We start from the raw sequence: 26,561 nt of genomic DNA on the forward strand, positions 1-26,561 counted from the left end.
CGGTCGTTCGGGATGAGCGGCCAGGGGCGGCGCAGATACCTCTTGTGGGTGAACCGGGTCGTATGGTTAGTTGGTCATGTAATGAACCATAGAACGGAGGGCCGCGATGTTCGACGGACGTGACCCCCTGTACGTGCAGATCGCCGACCAGATCCGGTCGGACGTGCTGACCGGAGCCCTGCGAGCGGAGGAACAGGTGATGTCGACCACGCAGTACGCGACGACCTTCCGGATCAACCCTGCGACCGCCGCCAAGGCGTTCACCGAGCTGGTCGACGAGGGCGTCCTCTACAAGCGCCGCGGCATCGGGATGTTCGTCGCCGAGGGCGCCCGCGAGCAGCTGCTTGCCCAGCGCCGTGCGTCGTTCTTCGCCGACGTCGTCGAGCCGATGCTCGAGCAGGCGCGCGTGCTGGGAATCGGCGTCGAGGAGATCGTCGAACGGCTCCGCGAGAAGGAGGGACCGCGATGAGCGGCTTCGGCGTCGAGGTCCGGGACCTCACCGCCCGCTACGACACGACGGTCGCGCTCGACGCGGTGTCCTTCACCATCCGCCCCGGCGTGATCACGGGCCTGCTCGGCCGCAACGGCTCGGGCAAGACCACGGCGCTGTCCGTGCTGGCCGCGTTCCGCCGCAGGACGTCCGGCACGGTGCTCGTCGACGGGGAGGACCCGTGGGAGAACGAGCGGGTGCTGGCCGGGACGTGCCTGGTGCGGGAGAGCGGCGACGTCGCGATCGACCAGTCGCTCACGCGGACCCTGGACTTCCTCGGCGACCGACGGCCGACGTTCTCCCGCGAGCTGGCGGACTCGCTGATGGACCGCTTCGAGCTCGACCCGCACACGAAGCCGAACAAGCTGTCCCGCGGCAAGCGGTCGGCGTTCGGGGTCGTCGTCGGGCTCGCCAGCCGCACCCCGCTGACCCTGCTGGACGAGGTGCACCTCGGCATGGACGCCCCGTCCCGGTACGCGTTCTACGACGTCCTGCTGGCCGACTGGCTGGAGCACCCGCGCACGATCGTCCTGTCGAGCCACCTGATCGGTGAGGTCGAGCGGCTGCTCGAGGACGTCGTGGTGCTCGACCGGGGCACCGTGCTGACGGCGTCGGACGCGGAGACGCTCCGCGGCGGCGGCGTGACGGTCACCGGGCCGGCCGACGTGGTGGCCGAGTTCGTGGCCGACCGGAACGTCGTCGCCCGGCAGCAGCTGGGCCGCACCGCCCAGGCGACCTTGGTCGGGGCGCGCGCCGACGACGTCGACCGCGCACGACAGGTCGGGCTCGAGCTCGGCCCCGTCGCCCTGCAGGACCTGTTCGTCCACCTGACCGACCGTCCGGCCGGCGCCCAGAGCACGGAGGAGTCTCGATGAGCATCGACACGGCACGACTCCCTGCGCGCAGCTCCGTCCGCGCCACCGCGAGCTGGCTGCTCGGGATGAACGTGTACCTGGCCGCGTGGTTCTGGGGGATGGCGATCGTCGTGGTGACCGCCGCGATCGTGGTCATCACCGTGGTGGGCGAGGTCAACATGAGCATCATGGCGTTCGCGCGTCAGGGTGCCGTCTGGTTCCCGTTCTCCGTGCTGATCGCGATCACGGCCGCGTACCTGCCCGTGCACGTCGCGGCCGGGCTGACCCGGCGCAGCCTCGCGCTCGGATCGCTGGTCGCCGCGCTCGGGACCGCTCTCGCGTACTCGGCGGCGTACTGCGGCCTGCTGCTCGTCGAGCGTGCCGTCTTCGGGGCGCTCGATTGGCAGTGGCGGATCTTCGATGACGTCCCGCTGGCCTCGACAGACATGGCGACGATGCTCGTCAGCACCGTGCTGCTCCTCGTCGTCGCCGATGTGTCCGGCCTGCTGGTCGGGATCTCGTACCAGCGTCTCGGTGGCTGGTGGGGGACGCTCGCGCTGCCGCTGACGGCTGGACCGGTGGTGCTGGCCTTCGCCATCTTCGAGGTGGACGCCGGGCCGTTCTCGACGTCCGAGTGGTTCGGCGGCGCCCGGCCGCTCCTCGTCGCCTCCTTGGCGACCCTGCTGATCGCGGGCGCCATGGCGTTCGCGTTCGACCGCCTGACGCGCGGTGCGTCAGTGCCCAACCGCACCGCCTGACAACCCGTCCACCGCCCCGGGACCGGCCCAGCGCCGCTCCCGCGGCACCCCACACCTGAAACGAGGAGCCATCGTGTCCGTCATCCAGGTCGAGCACCTGCACAAGCGCTACGGCAGCAAGGTCGCCGTGGACGACATCAGCCTCGAGGTCCACCGCGGCGAGATCTTCGGCGTGCTGGGCCGCAACGGGGCCGGCAAGACCACCGCCGTGGAGATCATCGGCGGTCTCCGCGAGGCCGACTCCGGCACCGTCCGCGTCCTCGGCCTGGACCCCGTCCGGGACCGCAGCCGTCTGCGGGAGGTCGTCGGCCTCCAGCTCCAGGAGAGCCAGCTCCAGCCGAAGCTCGGAGTGCGCGAGGCCCTCGATCTCTACGCGTCGTTCTACCCGGACCCCGCCGACCCGGCGCAGCTGCTCGAGGAGCTGGGCCTGACCGACCGGGCCGACGCGCGGTTCGAGCAGCTGTCCGGCGGCCAGAAGCAGCGGCTGTCTGTCGCGCTCGCGCTCGTCGGCAACCCGCAGGTCGCCATCCTCGACGAGCTCACCACCGGCCTCGACCCGCACGCCCGCCGGGACACCTGGGACGTGGTGGAACGCATCCGCGACCGGGGCGTGACGATCGTCCTGGTCACGCACCTCATGGAGGAGGCGGAGCGGCTCTGTGACCGGATCGCCCTGATCGACGCCGGCCGTGTGGTGGCGACGGGGACGCCGGGGGAGCTGGTCGCGCGGGCGACCGTCGAGCAGGTGCTGCGGTTCCGCCCGTCGGCCCCCGTCCCCGTCGGCCTGCTGGAGCAGCTCGCGAGCATCACGCACGCCGACGACGGCACCGTCGTGGCCCGCGGCCGGGACAACGTCGTGCAGGACGTGCTCGTCGCATTGGCGCAGCACGGCATCCGCCCCGAGAACCTCCGCCTCGAGCAGAGCTCGCTCGAGGACGCGTTCGTCGCACTCACCACAGCCTGAACCCGAAGGAGGTCCGACCATGTCCAGCACGACCCCGAGCACCACCCGCACCAGATCAGGAAGCGCCACCCGGTACGGCGCCCTGTCCCGGCTCACCGTCGTCGAGTCCCGCCTGTTCCTGCGAGAGCCCTCCGGAGCCTTCTTCGCGGTCCTGTTCCCGGCAGTCCTGCTCACCGTGCTGGGGCTCGTGATGCCCTGGGCGGATCAGCCTTTCGACGACAAGGACCCGATCCTGTCCCAGGTCAACGGCATCACCGGGTACGCGCCGACCGTCCTGGCGCTCGCCGTCGCGACGGTGGCGCTGTCCTCCTTCCCGACGACGATCGCCAACTACCGCGGCCGCGGTGTGCTCAAGCGGCTGTCCACAACCCCGGTGCCGCCGTCGCGCATCCTGGTCGCCCAGGTGCTGGTGAACCTGGTCGCCCTCCTGGTCGCTGCCGTGCTCATGTACGTGCTCGGCGCGACCGTGGTGGGGGTTGCCGCGCCCGCGGAGCCGCTCGTCCTGCTCCTGGCGTTCTTCCTCACCGTGCTCTCGGCGTTCGCGGTCGGCTCCGTGATCGCGGCCCTGGCCCCGACCGCCTCAGCAGCGACCGCGTGGGGGATGGGCGTGTACTTCGGGTCGCTGTTCTTCGCCGGCGTGTGGCTCCCGCTGCCCCTGATGCCGGACGTCATCCAGACGATCGCCGGTCTCACGCCGCTCGGCGCCGGCAGCGAGGCGCTGGCGGCCGCCTGGTATGGACAGCCGTTCCCGACCTCGTCTCTGCTGGTCATGGCCGGGTGGACGCTCGTGGGTCTCCCGGCGGCCGCGCGACTGTTCCGATGGTCGTGACGACCATGTGGTCGCGCTCCCACCAGAATCGTTTAAGACCCTGGACGCTGGCTGTGGACCCCCGGAAAGTGGGCGCCGACCCGGCCGCTGTCCGCCCGGAGGCCCGCACCGCTGCGGGCCGAACAGGCATCGACGGTCAGTTCCTTCGTGCACCTCCGTCACCGCTCCCGCACGCGCGGGGCGCCGGGACGTGCCCGCGGCGTCGCGGGTTCGTGCCCGACAGCCAGAAAGGTACGAGTAGATGTCCTCATCGACCCGACGGCGAACTGCCTGGGTGGCCACGGCCACCTTGAGCGCAGCTTCGCTGCTGGCCATCTGCGGGGTCTCACCCGCGATGGCCGCCTCCGCCCCCGCGACGGTGGTCGTCCCGGCCGCCGCGCCCGTCAAGGCCGCCGTGGCCGACGGCGAGTACGCCCAGCGCTTCCTTGCGCAGTACAAGAAGATCAAGGACCCCGCCAACGGCTACTTCAGCGCGCAGGGCATCCCGTACCACTCCGTCGAGACCCTCATCGTCGAGGCCCCCGACTACGGCCACGAGACGACGTCGGAGGCGTACTCCTACTGGCTCTGGCTCGAGGCGCTCTACGGCCAGTTCACCGAGGACTGGGGCCCGCTGAACGACGCGTGGGCGACCATGGAGAAGTACATGATCCCCACGTCGGCGGACCAGCCGACGAACTCGTTCTACAACCCGAACAGCCCGGCGACGTACGCCTCGGAGTTCAACCACCCGAGCAGCTACCCGTCGCAGCTCAACAACGGCGTGACGTCGGGCAAGGACCCCATCGGCGCGGAGCTGAAGGCCACCTACGGCAACGCGGACGTCTACGGCATGCACTGGCTCGCCGACGTCGACAACAAGTACGGGTTCGGCGCGACCCCGGGTGCGGGCTGCGAGCTCGGCCCGACAGCCACTGGGACGTCCTACATCAACACCTTCCAGCGCGGCCCGCAGGAGTCGGTCTGGGAGACCATCCCGCAGCCGTCGTGCGAGGAGTTCAAGTACGGCGGCCCCAACGGCTACCTCGACCTGTTCACCAAGGACGCGTCGTACGCCAAGCAGTGGAAGTACACCAACGCCCCCGACGCCGACGCGCGTGCGGTCGAGGCCGTCTACTGGGCCAACCAGTGGGCGACCGAGCAGGGCAAGGCGGCCGACGTCGCCGCGACAGTGGCCAAGGCCGCCAAGATGGGCGACTACCTGCGCTACGCCCTGTTCGACAAGTACTTCAAGGCGGTCGGCTGCACCTCGCCGTCCTGCCCCGCCGGCTCCGGCAAGGAGAGCGCGCACGGTCTGCTCTCCTGGTACTACGCCTGGGGTGGCGCGCTCGACTCGTCGGCCGGCTGGGCGTGGCGCATCGGGTCCTCGCACGCGCACTTCGGCTACCAGAACCCGCTCGCGGCCTGGGTGCTGTCGACCGACCCGGCCCTCACGCCGAAGTCCCCGACGGCCAAGTCGGACTGGGCCAGCTCGATGGACCGCCAGCTCGAGTTCTACAAGTGGCTCCAGGCACCCCAGGGCGGGATCGCCGGTGGCGCCACCAACAGCTGGGACGGCGCGTACGCGACGCCGCCGGCCGGCACACCCACGTTCTACGGCATGGGCTACACCGAGGCGCCCGTCTACAACGACCCGCCGTCGAACCAGTGGTTCGGCATGCAGGCGTGGGGCGTCCAGCGCGTCGCGGAGCTCTACTACGCCTCGGGCAACCCGCAGGCCAAGGCGATCCTCGACAAGTGGGTCCCCTGGGTCGTCGCGAACATCTCGACCGACGGCGCCAGCTGGAAGGTTCCGTCGGAGCTGACCTGGACCGGCAAGCCGGACACCTGGAACAAGACGAGCCCCGGTGCCAACTCCGGGCTCTCCGTCTCGGTCAAGAGCTATGGCCAGGACGTCGGCGTCGCCGGCGACACCGCCCGTGCGCTGCTCTTCTACGCCGCCAAGTCGGGCGACACCGCGTCGCGTGACAAGGCCAAGGCACTGCTCGACGCCATCTGGGCCTCCAACCAGGACAGCCTGGGCGTCGGCACCGTCGAGACCCGCGGGGACTTCCTGCGCTTCGACGACACCTACGTCCCCGGCGGCAACGGCGTGTACGTCCCGGCCGGCTGGACCGGCACCATGCCCAACGGCGACGTGGTCAAGCCGGGTGTCTCGTTCCTGGACATCCGCAGCTGGTACAAGAACGACCCCAGCTGGCCGAAGATCGAGACTGCTCTGGCCACCGGTGTGGCGCCGCAGTTCACGTTCCACCGGTTCTGGGCGCAGACGGCCATCGCGGGTGCGCTCGGTGACTACGCGCGGCTGTTCGAGGGCGGCACCACGCCGGACCCCGACACCACCGCGCCGTCCGTGCCGGCGGGCCTGCTCGCCGGTACCACCACCGCGACGTCGGCCACGATCTCGTGGACGGCCTCGACCGACAACACGGGTGGCTCCGGCGTGGCCGGGTACGACATCTACCGCGGCACGACCAAGGTCGGCAGCTCGACCACCCCGTCGTTCACGGAGACCGGGCTGACCCCGTCCACGGCGTACTCGTACACCGTCCGGGCGAAGGACGTCGCGGGCAACGTGTCCGCCGCGTCGTCGGCACTGTCCGTCACCACCAAGGCCGCGCCGTCCGACACGACCGCGCCGAGCGTCCCCACGGGCCTCTCCGCGAGCGCTGTCACCCAGAACAGCCTCACGCTGTCCTGGTCGGCGTCGACCGACAACGCGGGCGGCTCCGGCCTGGCCGGGTACGACGTGTACCGGGGGACGACGAAGGTCGGCTCCACCACGTCGACGTCGTACTCCGACACCGGTCTGACGGCTGCGACGGCGTACTCGTACACCGTCCGGGCGAAGGACGTGGCGGGGAACATCTCCGCGGCGTCGAGCGCCCTGTCGGTCACGACGCTGCCGGCCACCACCCTGGACACCATCGCTCCGTCGGTGCCCGCTGGCCTCGTCGCGACGACCGTCACGGAGACCAGCGTCGCCCTCACGTGGACCGCATCCACGGACACGGGTGGCTCGGGCCTCGCCGGCTACGACGTCTACCGGGGGACCACCAAGGTCGGCACACCGACCTCGGCGTCCTACACGGACAGCGGCCTCACGGCGGCGACGGCGTACCAGTACACCGTCCGAGCACGGGACAACGCGGGCAACGTGTCCGCCGCGTCGTCGGCCCTCTCGGTGACCACGAAGTCCACCACGCCGACCGGCTCCTGCAAGGTGTCCTACACCGCCAGCAGCTGGAACACGGGCTTCACGGCCTCCGTCAAGGTGACCAACACCGGCACGACGGCACTGAGCGCCTGGACCCTCGGGTTCTCGTTCGCCAACGGCCAGACGGTCACGCAGGGCTGGAGCGCCGACTGGTCGCAGTCGGGCACGGCGGTCACGGCGAAGAACGCTGCGTGGAACGGCACCCTCGGTGCCGGTCAGAGCACGGACATCGGGTTCAACGGCTCCCACTCGGGGACCAACACCAACCCGACGGCGTTCACGCTGAACGGTGCTGCCTGCACTATCGGCTAGTCGAGTGACGAACGGGCCGGTCCTCTGAAGGGAGGATCGGTCCGTTCGTCTGTGTTGGCCAGGGGGTAGGGCAGACCCCACCGTGCCCTCGTGGGTGGTCAGGCTGTCTGCCGGTCGGCCCCGAGCCCTAGCGTCATCGTCATGACCTCACCGACGCCCCCGGGCAGCGTGTCCGACGACCTGCGCGTCGTCGCCCCCGCATTCGTCGACCTGCGGGCGCTCACCGCGGCCCCCGTGTCGGTCGCTACGTGGCGGGGCGTCTCGCAGTGCGTCGTCGGCTCCTTCGTCCTGCTGTTCGCGATCTTGTCGTTCACCGTCGTGATCTCGCTCGCACTGAGCCTCCTGATCCTGTTCGTCGGCATCCCGCTGCTCGTCGCCGGCCTGTGGCTCTGCCGGCCGTTCGCCCAGCTCGAGCGGGCCAGGCTGCACGCGCAGCTGGGCGTGGAGATTGCCGCACCCACGTACCCGCACCGGGAGGGCACGTGGGCCTCCTGGCGTGGCGTGCTGGCAGACAGCCGCACCTGGGCGCACGTGGCGTACCTCGTGGTCGCCGGGCTGATCCTCACGGTCCAGGGCGTCCTGGTCAGCGTCACCGGCGGGTTCGCGATCGGCGGCCTCGTCTACCCCGTCGTCGCGCTCGCCACCGGCCTGAGCCACCCGCCCATCCCGCTGGTCCTCCTGGTCCCGGGGGCCCTCGTCCTCGCGTGGCTGTCGGCACTGATCATCCAGGCAGGGTCGCTCGCGATCGTCCGCACGGCACGCTCGCTCGTCGGGGCGTCGGCGCGGGCGGAGGCCGTCGAGGCCGCGCGGCAGGCCCAGGCACGGGCCGCGCAGGCCGAGGGCCGGGCCGTCCAGCTCACCGAGACGCGGACCGCCGCCGTGGGTGCCGCCGACGAGGAGCGCCGCCGCATCGAGCGCGACCTGCACGACGGCGCCCAGCAGCGCCTGGTCGCCCTCGGGGTGGAGCTGGGCACCGCCCGCCGGAAGGCGTCGAGCGACCCCGACGCAGCCGCGGCCCTGGAGCACGCGCACCGCGAGGTCAAGGAGACGCTCGCCGAGCTGCGGGACCTCGTCCGCGGCATCCACCCGGCCGTCCTGACCGACCGTGGTCTCGATGCAGCCCTGTCCGCGCTGGCCGCCCGCAGCCCTGTCCCGGTCCGCGTCGACGTCCCGGACCCGCCGACGCTGGGCCGCGCGAGCACGTCCGCGCAGGCGGCTGCCTACTTCGTCGTCGCCGAGGCGCTCACCAACGCTGCCAAGCACGCCGACGCGCACCAGGTCGTGGTCACCGTCACGGCCAACGACACGCTTCGTCTCGTCATCGCCGACGACGGCCGCGGGGGAGCGGTCGCGACACCTGGCAGCGGGCTCGACGGACTGCGCAGCCGAGTCGCGGCCCTCGACGGCACCTTCGACCTGGACAGCCCGGCCGGAGCCGGCACACGACTGACCGTGGAGGTGCCGTGCGTATCGTGATCGCCGAGGACTCGGTCCTCCTGCTCGACGGCCTCACCCGGCTGCTCGTCGCGGAAGGGCACGACGTCACCGGCTACACCACCGCCGACGAGGTCGTCGCAGCTCTCGGGCCTGCCTCCGCTGTCCCCGACATCCTGGTGACAGACGTCCGGATGCCCCCGTCGCACACCGACGAAGGCCTGCGAGCCGCCGTGCACCTGCGCAGCCTGCACCCGCGGCTGCCCGTGCTTGTCCTCTCGCAGTACGTCGAGCAGCGGTACGCCCGCGAGCTCTTCGCCGGTGACGTGCGCGGCCTCGGGTACGTGCTCAAGGACCGCGTCGCGGACGTGGACGAGTTCCTCGACGCCCTCGGCCGCGTGGCCGGCGGCGGCACGGTGATCGACCCCGAGGTCGTCGCCCAGATCCTCGCCCGGACCCGCCGGTCGGGCCTCGAGACCCTCACTCCGCGCGAGCGGGACGTGCTCGGTCTCATGGCGGAGGGCCGCTCCAACGCGGCCATCGCCGACCGTCTCGTCGTCGGGCTCCCCGCCGTCGAGAAGCACGTGACCTCCATCCTCACCAAGCTGGACCTCCCGCAGGCCGCCGACGACCACCGCCGTGTGCTCGCCGTGCTGCGCTGGCTGGAGCACGAACCCACGAACGGAGAACGACCATGACCAGCACCCTGGAGCGACCGGTCGACTCCACGAGCCCCACCCCGCGCGGGCGCGGCGCCCGTGCCCTGACGTGGACCGGCGCCATCGTCGGAGGCGTCCTGCTGCTCTTCGGCGGCTACAGCGCGGTCGACCTGCTCGCGAGAAGCTCCGACGACGCGACGACGATCTCCGAGAGCGCGTCGTACGACGCCGCGCCCGTGGTCGAGATCGTCGCCGACGGGCACGTCACCGTCACCACCGGCGGTGACCGCGTCGAGGTCGACCGCACCGCGAGCACGGTGCTGGGCGCCGTGCACTACGGCGTCGACGAGTCCGCCCGGCGGCTGCACGTGAGCCACCGCTGCGACTGGTGGCGGCCTGGCTTCTGCTCGGCGTCCCTGGACGTGACCGTGCCCGACGGGACCTCCGTGGTCGTCCGCGCCCAGGATGGCTTCGTCACGGCGACCGCCCTGCGCGGACCGCTGGACGTGCACCTCCGCGACGGGGGTGCGGACGTGTCCGACATCGACGGCGACGTGACCGCCCGCGCGTCGGACGGCCGGATCGACGTCGACGGCGTCCGCGGCTCTGTGGACGCGAGCTCGGCGGACGGTGCCATCACGGTCTCCGACGTCTCCGGTGACGTCGTCACCCGGTCCAGCGACGGACTCACCGAGATCTCGCGAGCCCGAGGAGACATCGACGCCCGCGCGAGCGACGGAGACGTCACCGTGTACGGCACGGGGAAGCCGGTGGCGCTCGAGATCACCACGGCGGACGGAGGGCAGACCATCGAGGGGCCTGTTGACCCGAGCTCGTCGATCCAGGTCCGCATCGACACCGTCGACGGTCACGCGGAGTACCTGCGTCCGCGCGGCTGATCCCACGACAAAGGCCCCTGATCAGCAGATCTGCTGATCAGGGGCCTTTCTCGTCTGTCGGGGTGGCGGGATTCGAACCCACGACCTCTTCGTCCCGAACGAAGCGCGCTACCAAGCTGCGCCACACCCCGTGGAGCCTGGCAAGGATAGCCGACGACCGGGCGTGGAACGAAACCGGATCAGGGAGCGACGAGCGTGAGGAGCGTCGCTTCCGGCCGGCACGCGAACCGCACGGGCGCGTACGGCGAGGTCCCGAGCCCGGCGGACACGTGCATCCACGTCGAGCCCGCACCGCCCGGCTGGTCCGGACGCGGCCCGGGCCAGCCGTGCAGGCCCTTGGCGCGGCGCGTGTCGAGGTCGCAGTTGGTCACCAGGGCGCCCCAGAACGGGAGGGCCAGCTGGCCGCCGTGCGTGTGCCCGGCGATCGCCAGGTCGACGTCGTCGGCGTGCATCGCGTCCAGGACCCGGCGGTAGGGCGCGTGCGTGATGCCCAGGTGCAGGTCGACGGGTGTCGGAGCGGTCCGGGCGTCGTCGGCGTCACCGGCGTCGGGGAACCGGTCGCGGTCCAGGTGCGCGTCGTCCGTGCCCACGAGGGACAGCACCCGGCCGTCGACCTTGAGGACGTCCCGACGGTTGGTGAGGTCGATCCAGCCGGCGGACCGGAACCGGGACGCGAGCTCACGCCACGGCAGCTCGGGCGGGCTCTGCGCTTGACGCCGCCGGGCGTCGGGCAGCAGGTACCGGGCCGGGTTCTTCGGCGCAGGCGAGATGTAGTCGTTGGAGCCCAGCACGAACGCCCCGGGGACCGCGAGGTGCGGCTCCAGGGCCTCGAGCAGGGCGGGCATCGCGTCGAGGTGCGCCCAGTTGTCGCCCGTGTCGACGACCAGGTGCGGGTCGAGCGAGGCGAGGTCCTTCACCCAGTCGACCTTCTTGCGCTGACCGGGCGTCAGGTGCAGGTCGGAGAGGTGCAGGATCCGCAGCGGGTCCTGACCGGCGGGGAGCACCGGCACGGTGACCTGTCGCAGGGTGTACCAGCGCACCTCGATCAGCGAGGCGTACGCGAGCGCACCCGCACCGGCCAGCGCGAGCGCACCGGCGGTGCGGGCGACGCCAGACGTGGTCAGGCCGGTCAACCGTTGCCACCGCCACGGCCACCGCCGCCACCGCCCTGACCGGGCTGAGGCTGAGGAGGCTGAGGCTGAGGCTGAGGCTGAGGTTCAGCGGGGGGCGGCGCCGCCGGCGGCTGCCCGTTGGACAGCGTGAGCGTGACGTACGAGCCGCGCACCGCGGTGCCCGACGGGCTCTGCGACACGACGGTACCTGCAGGCAGCGCGGAGCTGACCTGCTCGGGAGCGATCGACGCCCTGAACCCGGCGCCAGCGAGCCGGTTGCGGGCGTCCGCCTCGTTGAGGCCGACCACGGAGGGGACGGGGATCTTCTCGCCGAACACTTCCTTGTCGCCAGGTGCGGCGAAGCCGGGGTTGGGCGCCCCGTCGCTCAGGGCGGTGACCATGAACCGCTTCCAGGTGGGTGCCGCAACCGATGAGCCGTACGCCCTGCGGACGAACTTGCCGCCGATCGTGACGTCCTTGACCGGGATCACCCCGTCGCTGTGCCCCACCCAGACGGCTGCCGCCAGCCGCGGCGTGTAGCCGACGAACCACGTGTACTCGTTCTCGGAGGTGGTTCCGGTCTTGCCCGCCGACGGGAACGGAGGAGCGCCCACGGAATCGGCGGTGCCCTGCCAGACGTGGGAGAGAGCGAAGTTCAGCGCGTTCGCGATCCGCGGCTCGAGCGCCTGCGTGCAACCGGCCTGCGGGACCGGGAGGGAGACGCCGTCGGTGTCGACGACGCTCAGGATCGCGATGGGCTTGCAGTACACGCCGCCGGAGGCGAACGCGGCGAACGCGGCGGCCATCGTAAGCGGCGCGACCCCGTCCGAGCCGAGCACGTTGGCGGGGAGGACCTTGAAGGGCTCTCCGGTGTTCGCCTGGTGGACGCCCAGCGAGGTGGCCGTGTCGATCATCCCGCAGAGGTCGATCTTGGTCGCCATGGCGATGTACCCGGAGTTGACCGAGTTCTTCGTCGCGTCGAGGACCGACATCACTGCGCCCTTGCCCTCGGCGTTGCCGAACTTGTACGGCGCGCCGGCGAGCCTGGTGCACGAGGCGTTGAACGCGGACATCGGGTACTGCATGGGCTTGCCGTCGATGATCTCGTTGAGGCTGTGGCCTTCCTTCAGCCACTGCGCGAGCGTGAACGGCTTGAACGTCGAGCCGGGGGCGAACCCCTTCGAGGCGCCGTACGCGGCGTCGGTGTTGTAGTTGACCGCGTCCTCGCCAGGGCCGGGGGTGGAGGTCGGGTTGAACACGGTGGTCTGCGCCATCGCGGTGATCTTGCCGGTGCCGGGCTCGACGACAGAGATCGCGGACTTCACGCCGGACGCGTCGCCGACCGGGACGCCTGCCTTGACCTCGCCGTCGGCGGCGGCCTGCAGGCGGGGGTCCAGTGTCGTGGTGATGGTGAGTCCGCCGGTGTAGAGCAGGGCCTTGCGCGCTTCCCTGTCCGGACCGAACGCGGGGTCGTTGAGGATCACCTTGGTGGCGTAGTCGCAGAAGTAGCCGGACCCGGCCACCACGTCACCTGCCGTCATGCAGCCCTGCTTCAGGGGCTGGATGTGCATGGTGTCCGGCAGCGGCGTCGCGACGCCGGCGGCGTACTCCTCGTCGGTGATGAAGCCCTGCTCGTTCATCAGCGTGAGGACGCGGTCCCGGCGGGTCTGGGAGGCCGCGGGGTTGAGCACCGGGTCCCACTTCGTCGGGCTCTGCGTCACACCGGCGATCGTCGCGGCCTCGATGTAGTTGAGGTCCTTGGCGGACTTGCTGAAGTAGTAGTTCGCGGCGGACTCCGCCCCGTACACCGACGCCCCGAACGGCGCGATGTTCAGGTACTTCTCGAGGATCTCGTCCTTCGTCATCGTCTTCTCGAGCGCGATGGCGAGCTTCGCCTCCCGCAGCTTGCGGGCGTACCCCTCGGTGCCCTCGGCGCCACGGGCGGCCTGCATGGCCTCGAGCCGCTCGGCCTCGGTCTCCTTCGCCAGCGCGGCGTCGATGAGGACGTTCTTGATGTACTGCTGGGTGAGCGTCGACGCGCCCTCCTGGCCGCCGTCGGAGTCCGCCTGGTTCTTCACGAACGCGCGGAACATGCCCCGGGGGTCGACGCCCACGTGCTGGTAGAACCGCTTGTCCTCCGTCGCGATCACCGCGTGCTGCAGCAGGGGCGAGATCTCGGTGAGGGGGACGATGACCCGGTTCTGGTCGTAGAACGTCGCCAGCAGCGTGCCGTCCGCGGCCTTGATGACCGACTTCTCGGGCAGCCGCTTCTGCGCGAGCTCGGTGGGCAGGTCGTCGAAGGCCGTGCGCGTGATGTCGGTCACACCGTTGGCGACGGCCACTCCGGGCAGAACGAGTCCGGCGGCGAGCACTCCGGACACACCCGCGACGAGCGCGAACGTGAGCAGGAGGGCCACCGCCTGGAAGAAGTTGACCTGTCGGCCGCGCTGGCGCGCAGGGTTCGGCATGCCGTCAGGGTAGTCGGACGCTCTGTCACACCCTGGAGAGAACGGCCTCAGCAGCCCCGACCTGCACGGGACCTGCACATCGGCGCTGGACCTCTCCTGACCCGGTCGCACGTCCACCTGACGATATGACCCGAACGGAGTCTCGCCAGGAAGGTGCTCGGACCAGTAGTTTCCCGGCAGGACTCGGGTGCGGATGCCACGGCACGCTCCCGTCGGCGTGCTCGGGAGGACATGAGTGACCACGGTTGCGCAGGACGCGCACTGGACAGCGCTCGCAGCGTGCGGGACTGGCAAGCTCGCGCCCGACGCGCTCTTCGTCGAGGGTGCTGCCCAGCGGGAGGCGCGCTCGGTGTGCACCGGCTGCCCCGTCCGGCTGGCATGCCTGGCCGACGCGCTCGACAACCGCATGGACTTCGGCGTCTGGGGCGGCATGACGGAACGCGAACGGCGGGCCCTGCTGCGTCGCCGACCCGAGGTGCGGTCCTGGCGCAACGAGCTCGTGGGGAACGTCGTCGACGCGCTGTGAGAGCGCTCCGACACGTTCCCGGGCCCTAGGGTGAGCCCATGGCAACGACGTGGGAGTACGCGACGATTCCGCTCATCATTCACGCCACGAAGGCGATCCTCGACCAGTGGGGCGCCGACGGCTGGGAGCTCGTCCAGGTGATCCAGGGACCGGACGCCGGCCTCGTGGCCTACCTCAAGCGGCCCAAGGAGTCCTGATGGGGGCCGCCGCCCGGCTCGCTGACCTGGGGCTGGATCTGCCCGAGGTGGCGCTGCCTCTCGCGGCCTACGTGCCCGCAGTCCGGTCCGGCGCCTACGTCTACACCTCCGGGCAGCTGCCCCTCGTCGCCGGCGCGCTGCCGGCCACGGGCAAGGTCGGCGTCGGGGACGGTCTGGTCTCCCCGGACGACGCGGCCGGGTACGCGCGGACGTGTGCGCTGAACGCGCTCGCCGCGGTCGCCGCGGTGGTCGCCGCCGAGGGCGGACCGCAGGGCACCGACGCGCTCGACCGGATCGTGCACGTCACCAAGGTCGTCGGCTTCGTCGCGAGCGACCCGGCCTTCACCGGTCAGCCCGCCGTCGTCAACGGCGCCAGCCTGCTGCTGCACGCCGTCCTGGGTGACGCAGGCGTGCACGCGCGGTCGGCCGTGGGCGTGGCGGTGCTGCCGATGGACGCCCCGGTCGAGGTCGAGATCGTCGTCGAGCTGGCGTGACGGCCTAGCGGGCCCGTCGTTCCAGGCGCTCCACGTCGAGCAGGACGACCGCGCGCCCTTCCCGGCGCACCCAGCCGCGGGCGGCAAAGTCGGCGAGGGCCTTGTTGACGGTCTCCCGCGACGCGCCGACGAGCTGCGCGAGCTCCTCCTGCGTCAGGTCGTGCGCCACCCGGATCCCCTCGTCGACCCTCTCGCCGAACCGGGTCGACAGGTCCAGCAGCGCCTTGGCGACGCGACCGGGGACGTCCGAGAACACCAGGTCGGCGAGCGCCTCGTTGGTGCGGCGCAGCCGTCGGGCGAGCGCCTGGAGCAGGTGCTGCGCCACCGTCGGCTTGTCCTGGAGCCAGCGGATCAGGTCGCTGTGCCCGAGCTCGAGCACCACCGCGTCGGCGACGACGGTCGCGGTCGCCGTGCGGGGGCCGGGGTCGAAGAGGCTCAGCTCGCCGAACATCTCACCCGGCCCGAGGACGGCCAGCAGGTTCTCGCGGCCGTCGTTCGAGCGTCGGCCGAGCTTGATCTTGCCCTCGCGCACGACGTAGAGCCGGTCGCCGGGCTCGCCCTCCTGGAACAGGGCGTCGCCGCGGGCGATCTCGATCGGCTTCATCGTCGCGACGAGCGTCTCGGACGCTTCCGGGTCGAGCCCGGCGAACAGCGGCGCCGACAGCACGATGTCGTCCTCCACGGGGACACCTCACCTCTCTGGCCGCACCCCGGTTCATCCCGGACGGCATCGTTCACGATGGAGACGGTCGGACCGGCCGCTGGTCAGCGGCCTGATCCGCACTCAGTCTGCCCCATGGTGGGTGTCATCCGCGGCCCAGGGGCTCCGGCAGGCCGGCGACGGCGATGCCGGGGTCCGCCGCGAGGCGGGTGATGAGCCGGTCGGTGGCCCGCGTGAGCGCCTCCTCCACGCCGGCGGCGTACGTGGAGAGCTGCTCGTCGAGGGCTCTCAGCTCGCCCAGGCGGTCGACAGCCTCCGTCCCGGCGTCGAGCACCGCGGCGAGGTCAGCGGGGCGGGGGACGTCGAGACTGACGTCGAGCGGCAGCTGGAAGGCCATCTCCTCGCCGAGGGCCTGCGGGCGGGCTGCCTGCGCGACCGCCAGGTCCAGGCGGGCGCGGACGAGCCGACGCCACCACGCGACCCTCGCGTGCTCGGCGCGCAGCGCGCGCCGGTCGAGGCGGAGATCATTGACCCGTTGCTCGACGGGTGACGTCATGGGGGCAGGTCCTCCTCGGACAGGCATCTCGAACGGGCGCCGTCGGTGGATTCGGTCCGGTGCGAGCCGACCTTGAGCGTGCAGGCCCGGGTGCGGCTGCAGATCACTCCAAGGGAGCAGCGCCGCAGGTCAGAGGCGCCCCGAACGGGTGTGGGCGACGGGTCGTAGGCTGCCGATCGTGACTTCAGGAGACGCCGGGCCCGACTCCGCCGGCAACGAGTCCTCGCTCGCCCGCACACGGCGCGCGCGCCGGGTGGACCGGGTCCTGGCCGTGCGCTACCCCGACGCGCACTGCGAGCTGGACTTCACCTCGCCGTTCGAGCTGCTGGTCGCCACCGTGCTCTCCGCCCAGACCACGGACGTCCGCGTGAACCTCACCACCCCGATCCTCTTCGCGCGCTACCCGGACGCCGCGGCGCTCGCGGCCGCGAACCCCGAGGAGGTCGAGGAGATCCTGCGGCCCACCGGGTTCTTCCGGGCCAAGACGAAGTCGGTCATGGGGCTGTCCCGGGATCTCGTCGAGCGGTTCCACGGGGAGGTTCCCGGGCGGCTCAAGGACCTCGTGACGCTGCCCGGGGTCGGACGCAAGACGGCCAACGTGGTGCTCGGCAACGCGTTCGGCGTCCCCGGGATCACCACGGACACGCACGTCATGCGGCTCTCCAGGCGGCTCGGCTACACCGCCAGCGAGGACCCGCTGGTGGTCGAGCAGGAGCTCGGCGCGCTGCTGCCCCGCAAGGACTGGACGATGGCGTCGCACCGGTTGATCTTCCACGGGCGGCGCACCTGCTTCGCCCGCAGGCCCGCGTGCGGAGCGTGCCCGGTCGCAGCGATGTGCCCGTCGGCGGGGATCGGTGAGCTCGACCCCGTGCGAGCGCTGGCGATGGTCAAGGCGTGAGCGTCACACCGTCACCGGGGCGACCTCGCGCAACCACGTCAGGAGCAGGTCGGTGACGAGGTCCGGCGCCTCCTCCGCGGGGTAGTGCCCGGCCTGCGGCAGCAGCTCGAACTGGTAGCGCGAGGCCACCACCGCGGCGGTCTCCTTGGACAGGGCTGCGCGGGACGCGGGTCGCAGCCCGTCCCGACCTCCGTGCACCTGCAGGACGGGGAGCGTCCGGGTGCTCTCCTGCAGCGTCGCGTGGTAGCGGCGACCGTCGGGACGCGGCATCGAGCGGACCAGCCAGCGCAGCTGCTCCATCTGGCTGTGCGCCGCGAAGGGCACGCGTGCCGCGGAGCGGTACGTCGTCTCCGCGCGCGGGTCGAGCCAGCCCGGGGCGCCGCCCCACTCGCGCAGGAGCCGGACGACCAGGTCGCCCTCCATCAGTGCATGCTCGGGCCACGACGGCAGCTGCACGAAGGCGAGCCGTCGCAGGGCCGACGGGCGCACGGCGCGACGTGGGTGCCCGCGGGTGTCCAGCGGGTGCGGAGCCGCCAGCGCGGCGACCGCGCGGACCCGGTCGGGCTGGAGCCCGGCCATCGCCCACGCGATCTCGCCACCCGTGCCGCTGCCGACGATCGCCGCATCCGTGGCACCCAGCGACTGGATGACGCCCGCGACGTCGGCGGCCAGGGTCGGGACGTCGTACCCGACGGGCGGCTTGTCCGAGCCGCCCGTGCCCCGCACGTCCATGGCCGCCACGCGGTAGCCGGCGTCGGCCAGGGCAGGCAGCTGGTGGCGCCATGCCCACCAGAACTGCGGGACCCCGTGCAGGAGCACGACCAGCGGGGCGTCACGGTCGTCGGGGCCGGCGACGGCCACGTGGAACCGGGCGCCGTTCGCGGCCACGTAGCGGTGCTCCCAGGGGCCGTCGATGAGGAGCGAGGCGGAGTCGACGGTGCTCATCGGTGCCGAACCTACCCGCTCAGGTCGATGTCGCGTGAGGTCCTGCCCGCCACGTGCGCGTGATGTCGGTCGCGCTGGTACAGGGCAGCGCCGCCGAGGATGGCCGCCACGAGCGACCCGACGAGCACGGAGACGACGACGTGCTCGTCGTGCGGGCTGCCGGCGCCGAACGCGAGCTCGCCCACCAGCAGGGACACGGTGAAGCCGATCCCACCGAGCAGACCGACGGCTCCGACGTCCAGCCAGCCGAGACCGGGGGCGAGCGCGGCACGCGTGAACCGGGCGACGAGCCAGGTGGCGCCGAGGATGCCGAGCGGCTTGCCCACCACGAGCCCGAGGGCGACGCCCTGGGCCACCGGGTCGGCGAACGCGGTCTGCAGCGTCCCCACGCTGAGGGTCACCCCGGCAGCGAACAGCGCGAACACGGGCACGGCGATGCCGGCGGACAGCGGCCGCCACGCGTGCTCCCACCGCTCGGCGAGCGACTCCTCCGGCAGGCTGGTGAGTCGGAGCGCCCGCCGGGTGGCCTCCGGCGTGGCCGGGACGACGAGCCCGAGCGCGACACCGGCGATGGTCGCGTGGACCCCGGACGCGTGCACCGCGGCCCACGCGGCCAGGCCGAGCGGCACCAGCAGCCACCCGCTGACCCACCCCCGCCGGATGGCGAGGGCGAAGAGGACGACGGTCGCCGCACCGACGCCGAGCCAGAGCGCGGAGACCGACTCGGTGTACACCGCGCCGATGACGATGATCGCGAGCAGGTCGTCGACGACCGCGAGCGTGAGCAGGAAGGCACGCAGCGCGTTCGGCAGGCTGCGCCCCACGATGGCCAGGACCGAGACCGCGAACGCGATGTCCGTCGCCGTCGGGACCGCCCACCCGCGCGCGTTGCCGTCGGGAGAGGACAGGTTGACGGCGAGGTAGATGCTGGCGGGGACCAGCATGCCGCCGACCGCGGCGACGATGGGCACCACCGCCGTGCGCGGGTTGCGCAGCTCACCTGCGACGATCTCGCGCTTGAGCTCGAGCCCGACGACGAAGAAGAAGATCGCGAGCAGCCCGTCGGTCGCCCAGGTGGCCAGCGTGAGGTCGAGGTGCAGGGCAGCCGGTCCGACCACCGTGTCCGACACCGCGGTGTACGACGCGGGGCTGACGTTGGCCCAGAGCAGGGCGATGACGGTGCCCGCGAGCAGCAGCGCACCGCCGACGCGCTCCTCGCGCAGGGTGTCGAGCAGGTTGCGTTCGGACGCCGGGGAGAGGGCGGCGAACAGGCGGCGGGCGGGCGTGGGCACGGGGACCTCCGGCTGGCTCGGGACGTGCCCTCGCGTCAGGCTAGGGGACGGTCAGGCGTCCGCGGGCTCGGGGACCTCGCTGCGACCGTCGACCGCGCCGCGGCGGTCCTTGGGCGGGTCGAAGCGATAGCCGACGTTGCGGACCGTGCCGATGAGCTGCTCGTGCTCGGGCCCGAGCTTGGCGCGGAGGCGTCGCACGTGCACGTCGACCGTCCGGGTGCCTCCGTAGTAGTCGTAGCCCCAGACCTCCTGGAGCAGCTGGGCGCGGGTGAACACGCGGCCCGGGTGCTGGACCAGGTACTTGAGGAGCTCGAACTCCTTGTAGGTGAGGTCGAGCGGCCGGCCACGGAGCCGGGCGGTGTAGCCGCCGGCGTCGATGGTGAGCTCGCCGGACGAGATCTCCTGCGGCGCGTCGTCGTATCCCGCGGTGGCGGCACGCTCCATGACCAGCCGGAAGCGCGTCTCGACCTCGGCCGGGTTGGCTGTCTCCAGGATGATGTCGTCCGCGCCCCACTCGGCCGTGACGACCGTGAGGCCGCCCTCGGTGAGCACGAGGATCAGCGGGACCGTCAGGCCCGTGGCGCGCAACAGCCGACAGGTGGTCCTGGCGGTGACCAGGTCGCGCCGTGCGTCGAGCACGACGATGTCGGCGTCCGGTGCGTCCACGAGGGCCGAGGGTTCGACCGGGAGCACACGGACGCGGTGGGACAACAGACCGAGGGCCGGGAGCACCTGGGCGGAGCCCCCGGACGCTGGAGTGAGCAGCAGCAGATCTGCCACCTGGGACCTCCCCGCGTGCGAGTGGGGGCAACGGTACCGCGCGGCCCGCCCTGGTCGTGCCCGGTGCCCGAGGGATGGCGCGTGTCACCAGGACGGGTGACCAGGTGCGAGGACCTCGAGAGACAAAGGCATGAGTGACGCGAGCGACGCGAGAGACGGACGGCGCCGGGATGCGACAATCGGCGGCGTGCTCCTCCCCTCCCAGCAGACCGGTCGCGTCAGCGCGCGCACGGCACCGATGCGCGACGGTTCGCTCGTGACCCCGGTCGCGGGACGGTAGGGGATCCATGCAGCTCGCCACCAGGGTGGTCGTGACGGCCGTGCTCGCCGCCGCCGTCGCCGTCGCCGGGTACCTGGGCGGCCTGCCCCTGACCGGCACCGCCGCGGTGCTCGCGCTGCTCTTCGCCCTCGGCTGGCCGGCGCTGGCGGGACTGCCGTTCAAGCCCGGGTCCGCCACGGTCGTGGCGCTGGGCGGTGTCGGTGCCGTCGCCGTCGTCCACCTCACCGTCACGCAGCCGTACCTGCGGGACCTTCCGGTCGTCTTCGCCGCCGCGATCCTGCTCGCGTTCGTCAACGAGCTCCTGCGCCGCGACGGCCGCACCCGGCTCGTCGAGTCGGTGTCCGGGACGATCGCCGGCACGCTCGTCGCGGTCGCCGCGGCCGGGTGGGTCGCGATCGGGCGGACGCCCGGCGGCGAGCCGATCGTGGTCGTCGGCGCCCTCGCGCTGGCCGTCGGCTCCGTCGTGGTCGCGCTGCACCTGCGCTCGTGGGTCGGCGCGCTGGTCACAGCGGGGGCAGCAGCCGGTGCCGGCGCGCTCGGCGGGCTCCTGCTCCCGGCGATCGACCCTCTCGCGGGTGCCCTGCTGGGCCTGTCGGTCGGGGTCCTCGTCGCCACCCTGCACGCGCTCTTCGACCAGCTGCCCTCGCTCGAGCGGCGCTGGCCGTCGCTCGCGGCCGTGACCCTGCCCGTCACCGTGACGGGCATCCTCGTGTACGTCGTCGGCCGGGTCCTGGTGGGCTGAAGAGTGGATCGCGCGCTGCTCGTCCTCGCCCTGCTGGTCGTCGCGTCCGCGCTGGGCCTGTGGTGGCGCTCGCGCAACGGCCGGTACACCGCCGTCGACCCCACGTTGCTCGAGGACGTGCCGCTCGACGTGGCTGACGACTCGCGCCTCACCGCCGACGAGCTCGGAGCGCCCCTGGGCGCCCGCGCGACGTTCGTCCAGTTCTCCAGCGAGGTCTGTGCGCCCTGCCGCCGCACCCACGCCGTGCTCGCGCAGCTGGTCTCCGAGCACGACGACCTCTCACACGTCGAGATGGACGTGGTCGAGCACCTGGATCTCGTGCGACGCTTCGGCATCATGCGCACCCCGACCACGCTCCTGCTCGACGCCCGCGGCGTCGTGGTCGGTCGCATGTCCGGTGCCACGGACCGTCGGCACGCGCTCGCCGCGCTCGACTCCTGTCCGGGCGGGGTCTCCGCCGTCTGACTCCGGGCCGTGAGGCGTCCGGCCGGGCGCGCCGCGGCCCCGGCCGATGGACCGCGCACCCCCGAACATCCCGCACGCTCTCTGCCGTCGTTGGAGTCCCCATGAGCACGCCAGTACGCACGAACGCCCCTGCCGGCATCGACCCCCGCGGCCCGCGGTTCGGCGCCGCCGTCAACCTCGTCCTGCTCGTCGCGGTCCTCCTGCTCGGCACCACGCCCGCCGCGTACGTCGTGCTCGCCGTCATCGTCGCCGGGTTCGCGCTCGGCGCGTTCGGCGGCATCGGACGCACCTGGCAGGGGTGGGTGTTCCGGAAGGTCGTCCGCCCCCGCCTGGCACCGCCGGCCGAGCTCGAGGACCCCCGTCCGCCGACGTTCGCGCAGCTGGTCGGGCTGATCATCACGGGTGCGGGCCTGGTCCTCGGGCTGGCCGGCGCGGCCGTCGCCGTCCCGGTCGCCGCCGCGATCGCCCTGGTCGCGGCGTTCCTGAACGCGGTGTTCGGGCTGTGCCTCGGCTGCGAGCTGTACCTGCTCGGCGTGCGGCTGCGCGCGGGGAGGACCGCTTAGTACACGAGCGCCTGCGCGCGCTCCGCCAGGGATTCCTCGACGAACACCGCGGCCCCCGCGATCCGGACGCCCGGCAGCACGTGCTCCGGACCGATGCCCCGTCGGGCGGCGCACTGCGTGCACACCGTCACGCGGCCGCCCTCCAGCACCAGGTCCAGGAGCTCGCTCAGCGGGGTCGCGTGCTCGAGGACGAGGTCGGCCGCGCGACCCGGCAGGGCGAGCCAGGCCGACTCGCCCGTGAGCCAGAGGCTGACCTCGGCGCCCGCCGCGACGGCCGCGGCTGCCACGGTGAACGCCTGGTTCGTGGCCTCCGGACGCTCGGTGCCGGACGTGGTCTTGATCACGAGGGGGCGTGGCGTGGGACTCATCGGAACAGGGTAGGGGTGCGCGCTCGTTAGGATCGTCGGCATGACTGCGCTCGAGGGAGTCTTCATCGGCCTGCTGGTCGCGGCGACGCTGGTGATCGGCTGGTTCGCCTGCTTCGTCGTCTACCGGCTCTACAAGGGCCAGCGCTGACGTCATGCACTGAACCGACTGGGAGGCCCGCTGTGCCGTTCGTCCTGCCCGACCCCGAGGGCCTCGCTCCCGAGGTCTACCCGCTGGCCTGGCTGGTGGGCACGTGGCGCGGTGAGGGAGTCGTCGACTACCCCGGTATCGACGAGGCGACGTTCACGCAGGAGATCGTCATCGCCAGCGACGGCGGGCCGTACCTGTCGTACACGTCGACCATCCGGCTGATCGTGGCGCCGACCAGCACGGCCGCCCTCGAGGACGAACCGCCCGCCCCGGTCTGGCAGACCGAGTCCGGGTACTGGCGGATCCCGCCCGAGCGGCCCACCGACTGGGGCCTCACCGACGACCAGCACGCCGTCGAGCTCCTGGTCGCCGACCCGTCCGGCCACGTCGCCCTGTACATCGGCGCCGTCGGCAAGGGGCGTATCGACCTGGTCAGCGACGCGATGGTCCGGGCCGCCTCCGGTGCCGACGTCAGCGCGGGCAAGCGCCTCTACGGCCTGGTGAACGGCGAGCTCATGTGGGCGCACGACATCGCCGCGTTCGGCCACCCCATGCAGTCCTACGCCTCCGGCCGCCTCGCGCGGGTCGAGGCCCTCACCGACGACGAGGCATGATGACCACCGACGTACCCGTCGAGACACCTGCCGGGCACGGCGAGCCGCCCCGGCACGCCAGTCCGCTGCTGGCCCGCCGCGGCGCGGTCGCAGGCTCCGGTCCCGACGCCGGCGTCGCGTGGCACTACGGCGACCCGACGGCCGAGCAGCGCGCGCTGTCCCGCGGCGGCGCAGTGGTGGACCAGTCCCACCTGGGGGTCGTGACCGTCACCGGCCCCGACCGGCTGACCTGGCTGCACTCGATCACCACGCAGGAGCTGACCACGCTGGCACCGCGGACCTCGACGGAGCTGCTGGTGCTCAGCCCGCAGGGGCACGTCGAGCACGCGGCGGGCGTGATCGACGACGGCGAGACCACCTGGCTGCTCACCGAGACGCCGATCGGCCTGGCAGCCTGGCTGAACCGCATGAAGTTCATGCTGCGGGTCGAGATCGTCGACGCGACCGACGCCTGGGCGGCCATCGGCGAGCCGGTCGACGCGGAGGGCGCTCCCGATGAGCCCATCACCTGGCGCGACCCCTGGCCGACGACCGCGACCGGCGGCACCCGGTATGGGCCGGCCGATGACGAGCACCCGGGGGCCGACCGCGACTGGCGGCTCGTCCTGGTCCCGCGCGACCGGCTGGTCGAGGAGGTGCGCGCACGGGAGGCCGCCGGCTGGCCGCTCGTCGGCACGTGGGCCAGCGAGGCCGCACGCGTCGAGGCGTGGCGTCCACGCGCGTCCCACGAGGCCGACCACCGGACCATCCCGCACGAGCTCGACTGGCTGCGCACCGCGGTGCACCTGACCAAGGGCTGCTACCGCGGGCAGGAGTCCGTCGCGCGCGTGCACAACCTCGGCCGACCGCCGCGCCGCCTGGTCATGCTGCACCTCGACGGGTCCGGGCACCTGCTGCCCGAGCCGGGCGCCGCCGTGCACGACGTCGTCCGGACCGCTGACGCGCAGGAGCCTGGACGGGTGGTCGGGCACGTCACGACCGTCGCGCGGCACCACGAGCTCGGCCCGGTCGCGCTCGCCGTGGTCAAGCGGTCGGTGCCCGCGGACGCCGAGCTCGTCGTCGAGTCCGAAGCAGGGTCCGTCGCGGCCGGCCAGGAGCAGATCGTGCCGGGCGACGGCGTCTCCGTGGACCGGCCCGCCGCCCGCGGACCCCTGACCCGCGGCCTGGGGCAGCACCCGAGCCTGTGAGCGCGCCGGACTCACGCACGTCCTCCCGCCTGGACGTGGTCGTCGAGGTCCGGGTGCGCCAGGGGTGGGCGCGGGTCCGGGCCGCGTGGTTCCCGATCCTGCAGGCGTCGATCGCCGCGGCGATCGCGTTCGCGATCGCCAAGTACGCGGTCGGGCACCCGTACCCGTTCTTCGCACCCGTCAGCGCCTGGGTCGCGCTCGGGTTCACGTCGGACCGGTCCGTCCGACGGGTCGCGGAGCTGGCCGTCGGCGTGGCGATCGGGGTCGCGCTCGGGGACCTGCTGGTGCACCTCATCGGCAACGGCGCCTGGCAGGTGGCCGTGGTGCTGTTCCTGGCGGCGATCATCGCGCGGTTCATCGACCGCGGGCAGATGCTCACCACGCAGGCGGGTGTGCAGGCGCTGGTCATCGTCGGACTGCCCGCGATCTCCGCGACCGGTGGGCCGCTGGGGCGGTGGATCGACGCGGCGATCGGCGGGGCGGTGGCGCTCGCCGTCGCGCTGCTGACCCCGCGCGACCCTCGTCGGCACCCCCGGACGCTGGCCCGTGCCGCGGTCGAGGACCTCGCGGGCGTGCTCCGCATCCTCGCGCGCGGGTTGCGCACCGGATCGACGGCGGACGTCGAGGACGCGCTGGTGCGCGGGCGGGCGTCGCAGCCCGCGCTCGACGAGTGGTCCGAGACCGCGACCAGCGCGGGCGAGCTGGCCCGCGTGTCCCCGACGATCCGCAAGCATCGCGCCGAGCTGGCGGGGCTGGCCGCCGACGCGGTCCACATCGACCGCGCGATGCGCAACGCCCGCGTGCTGGCGCGACGGTGCCTGGCTGCCGTCGAGGCGCAGACGCACGACATGACGACCATCGCCGCCCAGGTGGAGGCCACCGCGCGGGCGGCCGACGAGCTCGCCGTGGCCCTCGGCGCCGGCCGGGACCCGGAGCGCGCGCGGGCGCAGCTGCTGGCGGTCGCCGGCGCGCTCGACCCGTTCCGGCTGGCCGCGCGCGACTGGCAGGTGCAGAGCCTGGTGCTGCTCCACCGCTCGCTGATCGTCGACCTCCTGGAGGCTGCCCGGGTCCCGCCGCAGGTTGCCCGCGACTCCCTGCCGGAGATCTGACCTGCGGGGCCGTGGGGTCTTGTACGGTCGCTGCGTGGACGTCTCGGTCAGCGCGTTGCGCGCAGAGCTCAGGCAGTGGATCGAGGCCGCGCGCGCCGGGGAGGACGTGGTGATCACCGAACGCGGGATCCCGGTCGCCCGGCTCAGCGGCATCGAGGCGGCGGACCTGCTGACGCGGCTCGAGCGGGACGGGCTGCTGACGTCGGCCCCGGCACCCCGACCGCCGGCCCGGTCCACGGAGCGGAGCGCCCCGGCGGCGAAGGGCGGGGTCTCGGACCTGGTCCGTCGGCTGCGGCGCTGAGATGGCGGTCGTCTACCTCGACACCAGCGCGCTGGTGAAGCTGTGCGTCGCCGAGGGCGGGTCCGCGCTGGTCGCAGCACTGTGGGACGGCGCCGACCTGGTGGTCACGTCCCGGCTGGCCAACGCCGAGGTCCGGGCGGTGCTCGCCGGTGGCAGGCGCGCGGGCCGGCTCGACGAGGTCACCGCCGCGGAGGCGCTCGCCGCATGGGAGCGGTTGTGGCCCGGGTTGCACGTGCTCGAGCTGCGGGAGTCCGTGACCGCGTCAGCCGCCGTGCTCGTCGGTCGGCACCCGCTGCGCGCCGCCGACGCCCTGCACCTCGCGTCCGCCCTGGAGCTGCGGTCGCCCGACCTCGTCGTCGCCGCGTGGGACGAGCATCTTGCGGCCGCGGCGCGCGCCGAGGGCCTGCTCGTCGTCCCGTGATGTCTCGTAGGCTCGACC

29 protein-coding genes and 1 tRNA gene are annotated in these 26,561 nt (G+C 72.5%); 21 read left to right on the plus strand and 9 right to left on the minus strand.

What is annotated here, in order from left to right:
• The first annotated feature begins 106 nt into the window (after window positions 1-106).
• The 9 genes from ASG23_RS13750 (at window position 107) to ASG23_RS13790 (ending at window position 10,416) form a co-directional block, all read left to right on the plus strand.
• Window positions 107-469, plus strand: coding sequence for a GntR family transcriptional regulator (locus tag ASG23_RS13750; RefSeq protein WP_056025858.1), 363 nt, complete (start codon window positions 107-109; stop codon window positions 467-469).
• Entirely contained in the window at window positions 466-1,365 is a 900-nt protein-coding gene (locus tag ASG23_RS13755; protein WP_056025859.1) for an ATP-binding cassette domain-containing protein, read from the plus strand. The genes ASG23_RS13750 and ASG23_RS13755 overlap by 4 nt, the downstream gene beginning before the upstream one ends.
• Window positions 1,362-2,102 carry a hypothetical protein gene (locus ASG23_RS13760; RefSeq protein ID WP_056025860.1) on the plus strand — a complete coding sequence of 247 codons (741 nt, stop codon included), beginning with the start codon at window positions 1,362-1,364 and terminating at the stop codon, window positions 2,100-2,102. Before ASG23_RS13755 ends, ASG23_RS13760 begins: the two co-directional genes overlap by 4 nt.
• 73 nt (window positions 2,103-2,175) lie before the next feature.
• Complete coding sequence (locus ASG23_RS13765; protein ID WP_056025862.1) at window positions 2,176-3,066, plus strand: ABC transporter ATP-binding protein; 891 nt, start codon at window positions 2,176-2,178, stop codon at window positions 3,064-3,066.
• 19 nt (window positions 3,067-3,085) lie between these two features.
• Window positions 3,086-3,895 carry an ABC transporter permease gene (locus ASG23_RS13770; protein ID WP_056025864.1) on the plus strand — a complete coding sequence of 270 codons (810 nt, stop codon included), beginning with the start codon at window positions 3,086-3,088 and terminating at the stop codon, window positions 3,893-3,895.
• Window positions 3,896-4,136: 241 nt separating this feature from the next.
• Window positions 4,137-7,424: a glycoside hydrolase family 48 protein gene (locus tag ASG23_RS13775; protein WP_056025867.1), complete on the plus strand. Its 3,288-nt coding sequence runs from the start codon at window positions 4,137-4,139 to the stop codon at window positions 7,422-7,424.
• A gap of 141 nt (window positions 7,425-7,565) precedes the next feature.
• Window positions 7,566-8,900 (plus strand): sensor histidine kinase, encoded by a 1,335-nt coding sequence (locus ASG23_RS13780; protein WP_056025869.1) that lies wholly within the window; start codon window positions 7,566-7,568, stop codon window positions 8,898-8,900.
• The gene (locus ASG23_RS13785; RefSeq protein ID WP_056025871.1) at window positions 8,888-9,556 is read left to right on the plus strand and encodes a response regulator transcription factor; all 669 of its coding nucleotides are present in this window, start codon (window positions 8,888-8,890) and stop codon (window positions 9,554-9,556) included. The genes ASG23_RS13780 and ASG23_RS13785 overlap by 13 nt, the downstream gene beginning before the upstream one ends.
• A complete protein-coding gene (locus ASG23_RS13790) occupies window positions 9,553-10,416 on the plus strand; it encodes a DUF4097 family beta strand repeat-containing protein (RefSeq protein WP_056025873.1) in 864 nt (287 codons plus the stop codon). Before ASG23_RS13785 ends, ASG23_RS13790 begins: the two co-directional genes overlap by 4 nt.
• Before the next feature lie 57 nt (window positions 10,417-10,473).
• Here the strand turns inward: ASG23_RS13790 and ASG23_RS13795 are convergent.
• The 3 genes from ASG23_RS13795 to ASG23_RS13805 all read right to left on the minus strand — a co-directional run bounded on the left by ASG23_RS13795 (window position 10,474) and on the right by ASG23_RS13805 (window position 13,996).
• A tRNA-Pro gene (locus ASG23_RS13795) sits at window positions 10,474-10,547 on the minus strand.
• Between the two features lie 48 nt (window positions 10,548-10,595).
• The gene (locus ASG23_RS13800) at window positions 10,596-11,549 is read right to left on the minus strand and encodes a metallophosphoesterase (RefSeq protein WP_056025875.1); all 954 of its coding nucleotides are present in this window, start codon (window positions 11,547-11,549) and stop codon (window positions 10,596-10,598) included.
• A complete protein-coding gene (locus ASG23_RS13805; protein ID WP_056025878.1) occupies window positions 11,546-13,996 on the minus strand; it encodes a penicillin-binding protein in 2,451 nt (816 codons plus the stop codon). Before ASG23_RS13805 ends, ASG23_RS13800 begins: the two co-directional genes overlap by 4 nt.
• A 235-nt stretch (window positions 13,997-14,231) precedes the next feature.
• On the opposite strand from ASG23_RS13805, the gene ASG23_RS13810 reads away from it, so the two are divergent.
• The 3 genes from ASG23_RS13810 to ASG23_RS13815 are packed head-to-tail and all read left to right on the plus strand — an operon-like array spanning window position 14,232 to window position 15,213.
• Window positions 14,232-14,522, plus strand: coding sequence for a WhiB family transcriptional regulator (locus tag ASG23_RS13810; RefSeq protein WP_056025880.1), 291 nt, complete (start codon window positions 14,232-14,234; stop codon window positions 14,520-14,522).
• Window positions 14,523-14,560: 38 nt separating this feature from the next.
• A complete protein-coding gene (locus ASG23_RS19960) occupies window positions 14,561-14,719 on the plus strand; it encodes a DUF4177 domain-containing protein (protein WP_146847999.1) in 159 nt (52 codons plus the stop codon).
• Window positions 14,719-15,213 carry a RidA family protein gene (locus ASG23_RS13815; protein ID WP_056025882.1) on the plus strand — a complete coding sequence of 165 codons (495 nt, stop codon included), beginning with the start codon at window positions 14,719-14,721 and terminating at the stop codon, window positions 15,211-15,213. Before ASG23_RS19960 ends, ASG23_RS13815 begins: the two co-directional genes overlap by 1 nt.
• A 4-nt stretch (window positions 15,214-15,217) precedes the next feature.
• On the opposite strand, the gene ASG23_RS13820 is transcribed toward ASG23_RS13815, so the two are convergent.
• The gene (locus ASG23_RS13820) at window positions 15,218-15,895 is read right to left on the minus strand and encodes a Crp/Fnr family transcriptional regulator (RefSeq protein ID WP_056025884.1); all 678 of its coding nucleotides are present in this window, start codon (window positions 15,893-15,895) and stop codon (window positions 15,218-15,220) included.
• Window positions 15,896-16,019: 124 nt separating this feature from the next.
• The gene (locus ASG23_RS13825) at window positions 16,020-16,430 is read right to left on the minus strand and encodes a hypothetical protein (RefSeq protein WP_056025886.1); all 411 of its coding nucleotides are present in this window, start codon (window positions 16,428-16,430) and stop codon (window positions 16,020-16,022) included.
• Window positions 16,431-16,608: 178 nt separating this feature from the next.
• On the opposite strand from ASG23_RS13825, the gene nth reads away from it, so the two are divergent.
• Window positions 16,609-17,328 (plus strand): endonuclease III, encoded by a 720-nt coding sequence (gene nth / locus ASG23_RS13830; protein WP_056026334.1) that lies wholly within the window; start codon window positions 16,609-16,611, stop codon window positions 17,326-17,328.
• Window positions 17,329-17,331: 3 nt separating this feature from the next.
• On the opposite strand, the gene ASG23_RS13835 is transcribed toward nth, so the two are convergent.
• Genes ASG23_RS13835 through ASG23_RS13845 form a run of 3 tightly spaced genes read right to left on the minus strand, consistent with a single transcriptional unit; the run spans window position 17,332 to window position 20,345 of the window.
• Window positions 17,332-18,273 (minus strand): alpha/beta fold hydrolase, encoded by a 942-nt coding sequence (locus tag ASG23_RS13835; RefSeq protein WP_056025888.1) that lies wholly within the window; start codon window positions 18,271-18,273, stop codon window positions 17,332-17,334.
• Window positions 18,274-18,284: 11 nt separating this feature from the next.
• Window positions 18,285-19,565, minus strand: coding sequence for a Na+/H+ antiporter NhaA (gene nhaA / locus ASG23_RS13840; protein ID WP_082516183.1), 1,281 nt, complete (start codon window positions 19,563-19,565; stop codon window positions 18,285-18,287).
• 51 nt (window positions 19,566-19,616) lie between these two features.
• Window positions 19,617-20,345, minus strand: coding sequence for a winged helix-turn-helix transcriptional regulator (locus ASG23_RS13845; RefSeq protein WP_056025890.1), 729 nt, complete (start codon window positions 20,343-20,345; stop codon window positions 19,617-19,619).
• Window positions 20,346-20,632: 287 nt separating this feature from the next.
• Here ASG23_RS13845 and ASG23_RS13850 point away from each other — a divergent pair, with 287 nt between their 5' ends.
• The 3 genes from ASG23_RS13850 (at window position 20,633) to ASG23_RS13860 (ending at window position 22,395) form a co-directional block, all read left to right on the plus strand.
• Window positions 20,633-21,367: a hypothetical protein gene (locus tag ASG23_RS13850; protein WP_056025892.1), complete on the plus strand. Its 735-nt coding sequence runs from the start codon at window positions 20,633-20,635 to the stop codon at window positions 21,365-21,367.
• Window positions 21,368-21,370: 3 nt separating this feature from the next.
• Window positions 21,371-21,832 carry a thioredoxin family protein gene (locus tag ASG23_RS13855; RefSeq protein WP_056025894.1) on the plus strand — a complete coding sequence of 154 codons (462 nt, stop codon included), beginning with the start codon at window positions 21,371-21,373 and terminating at the stop codon, window positions 21,830-21,832.
• Window positions 21,833-21,933: 101 nt separating this feature from the next.
• Window positions 21,934-22,395 carry a DUF4395 domain-containing protein gene (locus ASG23_RS13860; RefSeq protein WP_056025897.1) on the plus strand — a complete coding sequence of 154 codons (462 nt, stop codon included), beginning with the start codon at window positions 21,934-21,936 and terminating at the stop codon, window positions 22,393-22,395.
• On the opposite strand, the gene ASG23_RS13865 is transcribed toward ASG23_RS13860, so the two are convergent.
• Complete coding sequence (locus ASG23_RS13865) at window positions 22,392-22,763, minus strand: DsrE family protein (RefSeq protein ID WP_056025899.1); 372 nt, start codon at window positions 22,761-22,763, stop codon at window positions 22,392-22,394. The genes ASG23_RS13860 and ASG23_RS13865 overlap by 4 nt on opposite strands.
• 180 nt (window positions 22,764-22,943) lie before the next feature.
• Between ASG23_RS13865 and ASG23_RS13870 the strand changes: the two genes are divergently transcribed.
• Genes ASG23_RS13870 through ASG23_RS13890 form a run of 5 tightly spaced genes read left to right on the plus strand, consistent with a single transcriptional unit; the run spans window position 22,944 to window position 26,543 of the window.
• Window positions 22,944-23,525 carry an FABP family protein gene (locus ASG23_RS13870; RefSeq protein WP_056025901.1) on the plus strand — a complete coding sequence of 194 codons (582 nt, stop codon included), beginning with the start codon at window positions 22,944-22,946 and terminating at the stop codon, window positions 23,523-23,525.
• Window positions 23,525-24,712, plus strand: coding sequence for a CAF17-like 4Fe-4S cluster assembly/insertion protein YgfZ (ygfZ, locus tag ASG23_RS13875; RefSeq protein WP_056025903.1), 1,188 nt, complete (start codon window positions 23,525-23,527; stop codon window positions 24,710-24,712). Before ASG23_RS13870 ends, ygfZ begins: the two co-directional genes overlap by 1 nt.
• Window positions 24,709-25,821, plus strand: a complete 1,113-nt coding sequence (locus tag ASG23_RS13880; RefSeq protein ID WP_056025905.1) for an FUSC family protein — start codon at window positions 24,709-24,711, stop codon at window positions 25,819-25,821. Before ygfZ ends, ASG23_RS13880 begins: the two co-directional genes overlap by 4 nt.
• Window positions 25,822-25,855: 34 nt before the next feature.
• Window positions 25,856-26,122 (plus strand): type II toxin-antitoxin system Phd/YefM family antitoxin, encoded by a 267-nt coding sequence (locus ASG23_RS13885; protein ID WP_056025907.1) that lies wholly within the window; start codon window positions 25,856-25,858, stop codon window positions 26,120-26,122.
• A 1-nt stretch (window position 26,123) separates the two neighbouring features.
• Complete coding sequence (locus ASG23_RS13890) at window positions 26,124-26,543, plus strand: type II toxin-antitoxin system VapC family toxin (protein WP_056025909.1); 420 nt, start codon at window positions 26,124-26,126, stop codon at window positions 26,541-26,543.
• Window positions 26,544-26,561 lie beyond the last annotated feature (18 nt).

This window comes from Cellulomonas sp. Leaf395 (assembly GCF_001424125.1).
Lineage (GTDB): Bacteria > Actinomycetota > Actinomycetes > Actinomycetales > Cellulomonadaceae > Cellulomonas.